The sequence below is a fragment of the Micromonospora sp. NPDC049275 genome, assembly GCF_043197115.1.
GTDB lineage: Bacteria > Actinomycetota > Actinomycetes > Mycobacteriales > Micromonosporaceae > Micromonospora.
Window position 1 is genome coordinate 1,530 of the sequence record NZ_JBICSN010000029.1, and the last position, 1,311, is coordinate 2,840.

Genomic DNA, 1,311 nt, shown 5'->3' on the forward strand with positions numbered 1-1,311 from the left:
CCTACATGTGTCGCGGATTTGCCTACGACACGGCCTACACGCTTACCCCGGCACAACCACCGGCCGGGCTCAGCTACCTTCCTGCGTCACCCCATCGCTTGACTACTACCCATCAGGTTCCCACGCTCCCCACATCAAATCCGAAGATCCTCAGCAGTTCGGGTGGTTAGCACAACGAGGTTCATCAGGGACGCTCTTTCGCGGGTACGGGAATATCAACCCGTTGTCCATCGACTACGCCTCTCGGCCTCGCCTTAGGTCCCGACTCACCCAGGGCGGATTAGCCTGGCCCTGGAACCCTTGGTCATCCGGCGGAAGGGTTTCTCACCCTTCTTTCGCTACTCATGCCTGCATTCTCACTCGTGCCGCGTCCACAACTGGGTCACCCCGCTGCTTCACTCGCGGCACGACGCTCCCCTACCCATCCACACACCTGCACAAGGAATCAAGTCCAAGCGAGGATAAAATGTGAATGCCACAGCTTCGGCGGTGTGCTTGAGCCCCGCTACATTGTCGGCGCGGAACCACTTGACCAGTGAGCTATTACGCACTCTTTAAAGGGTGGCTGCTTCTAAGCCAACCTCCTGGTTGTCTATGCGACCCCACATCCTTTTCCACTTAGCACACGCTTAGGGGCCTTAGCTGGTGATCTGGGCTGTTTCCCTCTCGACTACGAAGCTTATCCCCCGCAGTCTCACTGCCGCGCTCTCACTTACCGGCATTCGGAGTTTGGCTGATTTCGGTAAGCTTGTGGGCCCCCTAGACCATCCAGTGCTCTACCTCCGGCAAGAAACACGCGACGCTGCACCTAAATGCATTTCGGGGAGAACCAGCTATCACGGAGTTTGATTGGCCTTTCACCCCTAACCACAGGTCATCCCCCAATTTTTCAACATTGGTGGGTTCGGCCCTCCACGCGGTCTTACCCGCGCTTCAGCCTGCCCATGGCTAGATCACTCCGCTTCGGGTCTAGGACACGCGACTGAATCGCCCTATTCAGACTCGCTTTCGCTACGGCTCCCCCACACGGGTTAACCTCGCCACATGCCACTAACTCGCAGGCTCATTCTTCAAAAGGCACGCCGTCACCCCGCAAGGCTCCGACGGATTGTAGGCGAACGGTTTCAGGTACTATTTCACTCCCCTCCCGGGGTACTTTTCACCATTCCCTCACGGTACTTGTCCGCTATCGGTCACCAGGAAGTATTTAGGCTTACCAGGTGGTCCTGGCAGATTCACGGCAGATTTCAGGGGTCCGCCGCTACTCGGGAACACCCACAGAAGGTCAGCAACTTTCACCTACCGGACTCT

Annotated in this window: 1 rRNA gene (cut by both window edges); it reads right to left on the reverse strand. The window is 57.4% G+C overall.

The window, feature by feature from the left end:
- Positions 1 to 1,311 (reverse strand): 23S ribosomal RNA (locus tag ACGFIE_RS33695) (it extends past both window edges: 1,485 nt to the left, 468 nt to the right).